Here is a 5,046-nt window from a genome sequence, read left to right as displayed (position 1 = left end):
CACCATATTTATACTTTAGTAAATGATTAGGTAATCTTCTAGCGGGAAGGGAGTAACAAGAAAAGCCTGAAATTATACCAAATATAACTCATAGGAAGCTATATATCCTAAAAAAATGTGGTAGGAATTAAGTGAAGTAGAAATTTGAAAAAAATATCTCAAGTCTCAAGTATAATTGGTTTGGAAATACAGCATTAATACATGAGAAACATTATTACTTTCCTTCTCCATAAAATACAAGGAAATAGAGATATAGGATAGTCAAGTATGAGTGAAGTAAATTCAGGAAGTCTTTACATAGTTGGTACACCAATAGGCAATCTAGAAGACACAACATTTAGAGCAATTAAAACGTTACAAAAAGTAGACTTAATAGCAGCAGAAGATACCCGCCACACAGGAAAATTATTACAACATTTTCAAATCCAAACCCCACAATTAAGTTACCATCAACATAACGAACAAAGTCGTATACCCGAATTAATAGAAAAACTAAATCAAGGAAAAACTATAGCTCTAGTAACTGATGCGGGAATGCCAGGAATATCTGATCCTGGATATGAATTAGTAAAAGCTTGTGTCGAAGCAAATATTTCTGTAGTACCAATACCAGGAGTTACTGCTAGTATCACAGCATTAAGCGCCTCCGGACTACCAACTAACAAATTTATATTTATCGGTTTTTTACCTACCAAAATTAAACTACGGCAAGAACAACTAGAAACATTATCTAACTCATTAGAAACTATAGTTTTATATGAGTCTCCTTATAAACTATTACAAACTCTAGAAGATTTAGCTAAAATACTAGGTAAAGATAGAAAAATAGTTTTGGCAAGAGAACTTACAAAACTCCATGAAGAATTTTGGCGTGGAACAGTTGGGCAAGCAATTATTCATTATCAAAATAATCAACCAAAAGGAGAATTTACTATTGTTATTGCAGGTGCTGAACCAGAATTACCAGTATTATCAGAAGATACTATTAAACAAGAGTTACAAGAACTTTTTGCCCAAGGAATTTCCCGCTCCCAAGCTAGTCGCCAACTCGCTCAAAAAATTAACTTATCCCGTAGCAAAATTTATCAAATAGCTCTAAAAATATAGTTATCAGGATTCAGTTTTATAAGGGAGTAGTTGAAAGGAGTAGGGGGGTTCAAGAATTGAGAATTGAGAATTGAGAATTGAGAATTACCTCTTCCTTTTAGGGAGAGGATTGAATAAAAGGAAAATTTTTTCTCTCTTCGTCGATTGGATATGGCGAGGTTTCCTAGCCATCCCATCCTAACTGAATGCTGCGCAAACTACCGCTTGTTTCTCCTTTAAAGGATAGGCTTTAAACCTTAAATTTTCGGTAATTTTTTTTCCTAACTTTTGCCAAAAATGGTAACTTTTTGAGCATACTGTTGTAATGATCTCTCACCATTTCTAATAATAGACAATTAAATACTTAGAAACTTTTCCACACAGCACAGCAATACCAGAAATATTTTCTAGCCAGATGTAAAGCTCCCATAAATAGAATTTTTCCCTCATCACATCTTTTACATCTATAACCCTACTTAATAGAAAACCACAAACATCATCATTTTATGAAGCTTCTACAAAAATCTGCGGCTCAAAGAATTTTAGCTAGCATCCTCACAATTTTTGTGATATGATAACTTTTATAAGGTTAAGCTCGTCTATACGCATGACTTTTTATTCAACCAAATTTCCTGACCAATTGCTATAAAAAACTGTGAATTCTTCTATAGACTCTTTCCTAAAACGCTTTGAACATTTCGGCGTTGAGCTTGGTCTCGAACGCATCTACCAACTTCTAGATAATCTAGGCAACCCTCATCTCCAAGTACCTATAATTCATGTCGCTGGAACAAATGGCAAAGGTTCAGTCTGTGCTTACCTATCCTCTATCCTCAAAGTAGCAGGGTATAAAGTCGGACGTTACACCTCGCCTCACTTAGTTGACTGGACAGAACGTATTTGCGTCAACGGAGAAAAAATTTCCTTCAGTACATTAGAACAATTATTGACAGAAGTAGAAGCAGCCATTCAACCAGAACAACCTTCACCCACTCAGTTTGAAGTTATTACTGCTGCTGCTTGGTTATATTTTGCCCAACAAGAAGTAGATGTAGCAGTTGTAGAAGTAGGTTTGGGAGGTAGACTAGACGCCACAAATGTTTGTCACCAACCAATGGTAACTGTTATTACTTCTATTAGTTGGGAACATTGGCAAAGATTAGGTCCTACTTTGATTCATATTGCTGGGGAGAAGGCAGGTATTCTTAAACCAAGATGCCCTGCAATAGTAGGAGTTTTACCCCCAGAAGCAAAAACAGTAGTACAAAACCGTATTACCTATCTAGAATGTCCTGTGTTTTGGGTTGAACCTGCTGAGTTATTAGAAGAAAGAGTAGCTATTTATCAGGGTATTAAATATACACTGCCATTGTTTGGAGATGTGCAGTTGATAAATTCAGCGATCGCCATTGCTACAGTTCAAGTGTTAGAAAAACAAGGTTGGGAAGTCCCTCCAGAAGCAATTAAACAAGGAATAGCTGAAACTAAATGGCCTGGACGTTTGCAATGGACTACATGGCGAAATCATAAATTATTGATTGATGGTGCCCATAATGCTGCTGCTGCCCAAGTATTGGGGCGTTATGTCAGGACACTTGATTATCCATCTATAAGTTGGGTCATGGGTATGCTATCTACTAAAGAACATTCGGAAATTTTTCGAGCACTTATTAGACCAGGCGATCGCCTCTACCTAGTTCCTGTGCCAGGCCATAGTTCGGCTGACTTGAATCAACTTAGCACTATGGCTCAGGATATATGCACAGAATTAACACTTTGTCAAGTTTATTCTCATCTCACACTAGCTTTAGAAGAGGCTATTACTGACAATGAAAATTTAATTGTTTTATGTGGTTCCCTATATTTATTGGGTCATTTTTTAAATAGCAGTCAGAAGTGAGTGGTTAGCGGTCAGCATTAGAACTGTTTTTTAGGCTGAGTTGTGGATTTCAACTCCTCCGTTTACCATCCGGCGCTTGGGGTTGCCGGGGATTTAACCCAAGGTCAAAAAGCTTATAGCTGAAATAATGATAACTGATAGCTAGTTAACAATTAGCAGCAACTAAAGAATTCGCTACTGGGAGCTGTATTTTAGTATTTTCTGAATCTACATATTTAGTATTTTCTGAATTTAGATATTTATTAAAAATCGCTTCAATTTTTTCTTGGTTGATTGGTTTGTTGATAAACTCAGAACATCCCACAAACTGAGCACGAACCCGGTCAATCATACTTTCTCTCCCAGTTAAAATTACTATAGGAGTATTTTTAAAATCAGGTATTTTGCGAATTTGGCTACAAACTTCATAACCATTAATAACAGGCATATCTATATCCAAAAATATTAAATCTGGCTTTACTTGCATTACAGTAGATACAGCCAATGTAGACTTTTGAATCCCAATAAATTGATAGCCATTTGTAGTAATCATTTTCCCCATTACTGTATTAATTATCTGGCAATCATCAATACAAGCTATTAATTTTGTTTGACCTACAGAGATGGGATTTTTAGTAGTTTCTAGTGATGGTAAATTTGTTTTTTTAATCTCTTTTACTTGATTTTCTAAAGCATCAATTTTAACTACAGCTAATGCAGGTAAATCAGGCAAGACAGTAAGTTTAATTATTCCCTGAGTGACATAATGAATTAATTTTTTAGTCAGACTTAATAAATCCTGCTTTAAGTAAAAAGCTAAATCTCGCAATGTTAATTTTTTACTAATTAATGCCTGAAATTTTTGGTAAATTGAAGTAGATGTGTGTTGTTTTAGAGTTTCAGGTTTGTTCAATATAGGTGCTAGATTGGGAGAATAATTGTGTAAATTTGCCTCACACCAACCTTGCCATATAGGCTTAACCTTTTCAAAAGCTTCATAGATACTCAAACGAAAGATAGGTTGCATCATTTCTGCTTGTAGATTACAACTTATAGAAGTAACCTCTAAGGTATCTAAATTATCCTCCTGAATTAAATCAAACAATACTTCTATCAAAGTATTATTAATTATAGAAATACCCTGCGAAAGTGAAATTTTTTCTTGTTTCAGTAAAATATTCACTATATAATATTGCCAGCTTTCACAAACATCATGGCTGTAGAAACTTAGAGTTTCCAGAGAAATAAAAGGGCAAAATTGAGTAAAAATTCTGCGCCATCTTCGCCAAGCACTATTACCACCTGTTGCCCAAGTTAGACATCCCCGATGAAAATATAATTGCCACTTTTGTTCTTCTGTATTCTGGAGTTCTAACTTACCACTAAATTGTTTAGGTATCAGACGGATTAAATGCTTAAAAAATCTAGCTGTAGTCTGTTTTGTTTTAGTAATCATTTTTAACACTCCATCAATGCAGTCCTGATTTCCGATATTCTTAAGATTATACTTCTAAAAACATTAACATCCGCCATTTCACTGAATTATCATTAAAATTTCATCACATTGATTAATAAGTAGTCCTGCAAAATAAATTTCCTAGTTGAAAAAGGCAAGAGGCAACAGGCAATATGAGGTTGCTAGGATCTGTAATTAATTTTGTCTAGGTACTTACAAATGTTTTGATGAAATTTCTAAAGATTCTCAAGAGAAAATTACGATTAGAGAATTAGTTTAGTGTATCAGAGAAAAAGAGAATTTAGCTAACTAATTAATTAATGAGTAATATCTCATCTTATTCATAACTATAGTTTGATGATTCCAGAAGTATTCATTCAAGTTATCGGCTCAATCTAATTTTACTTAAAAAAATTATAAAGATCGTCCGTTATTGTACTGATATTTAACAGAGATTTAATCAAATATCGCTCTGGTCTTGAGGCAATTACTATTTGAAAATTAGGTAAAATCAATCAAATCTTATCAAAAATCAATACTTCCACTGTAACAATTTATCTGTCAGTCATTAGCTATCACTGACTAGCATAAGAATAGGTGAAGTTAGAAGAATTAAAAATCTCAT

Annotated in this window: 3 protein-coding genes; 2 read left to right on the top strand and 1 reads right to left on the bottom strand. The window is 34.1% G+C overall.

The window, feature by feature from the left end; genetic code table 11:
• Positions 1-267: 267 nt before the first annotated feature.
• Positions 268-1,107: a 16S rRNA (cytidine(1402)-2'-O)-methyltransferase gene (rsmI, locus tag ACP6PL_RS09380; RefSeq protein ID WP_426544844.1), complete on the top strand. Its 840-nt coding sequence runs from the start codon at positions 268-270 to the stop codon at positions 1,105-1,107.
• Positions 1,108-1,741: 634 nt separating this feature from the next.
• The gene (locus ACP6PL_RS09375) at positions 1,742-2,986 is read left to right on the top strand and encodes a bifunctional folylpolyglutamate synthase/dihydrofolate synthase (RefSeq protein WP_426544842.1); all 1,245 of its coding nucleotides are present in this window, start codon (positions 1,742-1,744) and stop codon (positions 2,984-2,986) included.
• Between the two features lie 145 nt (positions 2,987-3,131).
• On the opposite strand, the gene ACP6PL_RS09370 is transcribed toward ACP6PL_RS09375, so the two are convergent.
• Positions 3,132-4,421 carry a response regulator gene (locus ACP6PL_RS09370; RefSeq protein ID WP_426544840.1) on the bottom strand — a complete coding sequence of 430 codons (1,290 nt, stop codon included), beginning with the start codon at positions 4,419-4,421 and terminating at the stop codon, positions 3,132-3,134.
• Positions 4,422-5,046: the final 625 nt, after the last annotated feature.

Origin of the sequence: Dapis purpurea BLCC-M126, assembly GCF_050015975.1 — a bacterium.
Taxonomy (GTDB): Bacteria; Cyanobacteriota; Cyanobacteriia; order Cyanobacteriales; family Microcoleaceae; genus Trichodesmium.
The sequence above is the reverse complement of the archived record's forward strand: the minus strand, read 5'-3'. Positions and strand labels throughout refer to the sequence as shown.

What these genes read in the sequence shown, in the direction of transcription:
- ACP6PL_RS09370 (WP_426544840.1), bottom strand. Translation starts at nt 4,421, where the DNA reads ATGATTACTAAAACAAAACAGACTACAGCTAGATTTTTTAAGCATTTA.
- rsmI (WP_426544844.1), top strand. Translation starts at nt 268, where the DNA reads ATGAGTGAAGTAAATTCAGGAAGTCTTTACATAGTTGGTACACCAATA.